Below are 1,412 nucleotides of genomic sequence, written 5' to 3' on the forward strand. Positions count from 1 at the left end.
CCCATGCGGTCGATCTGGTTGAAAATCGCCGCCGGGTTGACGGCATGGCCACGGCCGAGCTTCATCTGCGCGCCACGGATGGTGGCGCCGGGGATGTTCATCGAAGCGAGAAAATCGTCGCGCATCTCGTAGACGCGGCGGCCGACCGCCTCAAGCGCGCGAATGACGATGTTGGGCGGCCGCGCCGGGCCGGATTCGGGTTCGCGCCGCACGGCCTCGCCGACAGCTTCGAGCAGGATCGAAGCGATCTCGCTCTGGCCTTGCATCTGGATCTCGACGCCCTTCTTCTCGAAGGCGCTGACCAGCCGGTCGATCAGCCAGGCGCCGGCGGTGTCCATCTTCTCGATCTTGGAAACATCGAGCGCCAAGGTTTTGAAGCCGCTTCGCTTTTCGATCTTGCGCATGTCGGCGTCGATGAGCGCGACGGTCCTTGTGGTCCAGATTCCGGAGAAAGCGCAGCCAAGAACGCCATCCTCCTCGCCGATCGCCACGCGCGGTTCGTGGTCAGCCTCCCCTGCGGTCGTGCCGCTTGCGTCGCGCTTGCCGATGGTCAACATGGCGTCCTGTTTAGCCTGACGGGTCTGACCTGTCGATTTGCCGACAACGCTTGTCGCACAGCAGGAGCAGAAAAATATGGCGCGTGTCATTTCGGTCGAGGCCGAGCGTTTTCCCATCGCCGGAACCTTCACCATTTCGCGAGGTTCCAAGACCGAAGCCGAGGTGATCTCCTGCACGATCGGCGAGGGCGGCCACCTCGGCCGCGGCGAATGCGTCCCCTACAAGCGCTATGGCGAGACCATGGAGGGCGTGCGCGACGCGATCGAGGCCATGCGCGGCCGGATCGCCGGTGGCATCAGCCGGACCGCCTTGCTCGATGCTATGCCGGCCGGAGCCGCCCGCAACGCCATAGACTGCGCCCTGTGGGACCTGGAGGCAAAGCTCAGCGGAACCTCGGTAGCAGTCGCGATAGGTGCTCTTCCCTTGCAGGCGCTCGAAACCGCCTACACGCTGTCGCTGGGCGAGCCGGAGGCGATGGCGGCGCAGGCTCGCGCCAATGCGGCGCGGCCGCTGCTCAAGGTCAAGATCGGCGGCGACAACGACATCGCCCGCATCCGCGCGGTCAGGCAGGCAGCGCCAGACAGCCGCATCATCCTCGACGCCAATGAGGGCTGGAGCGACGACAACATCGTTGCGAACCTCGCCTTTGCCGCCGAACAAGGCATCGCGCTGATCGAGCAGCCGCTGCCGGCCGGTCATGACGAAATCCTGCGCCATATCGCCCATCCCGTGCCGATCTGCGCCGATGAAAGCGTGCACGAGGCTGAGAATCTCGAAGCGCTTGTCGGTCTCTACGATGCCGTCAACATCAAGCTCGACAAGTCGGGGGGCCTGACTGCGGCACTGGTGCTGCG

General features: G+C 65.0%; 2 protein-coding genes. One reads left to right on the forward strand and one right to left on the reverse strand.

Annotated features, from left to right (window positions below; translation table 11 throughout):
* A partial coding sequence (locus EN906_RS34090) for an STAS domain-containing protein (RefSeq protein ID WP_127375776.1) occupies positions 1-557 on the reverse strand: 557 nt, incomplete at its 3' end.
* Positions 558-633: 76 nt separating this feature from the next.
* On the opposite strand from EN906_RS34090, the gene EN906_RS34095 reads away from it, so the two are divergent.
* The coding region (locus EN906_RS34095) for a dipeptide epimerase (RefSeq protein WP_164777603.1) at positions 634-1,412 on the forward strand (779 nt) is incomplete at its 3' end.

The sequence above is a fragment of the Mesorhizobium sp. M7A.F.Ca.CA.004.06.1.1 genome (assembly GCF_003999135.1).
Classification (GTDB): domain Bacteria; phylum Pseudomonadota; class Alphaproteobacteria; order Rhizobiales; family Rhizobiaceae; genus Mesorhizobium.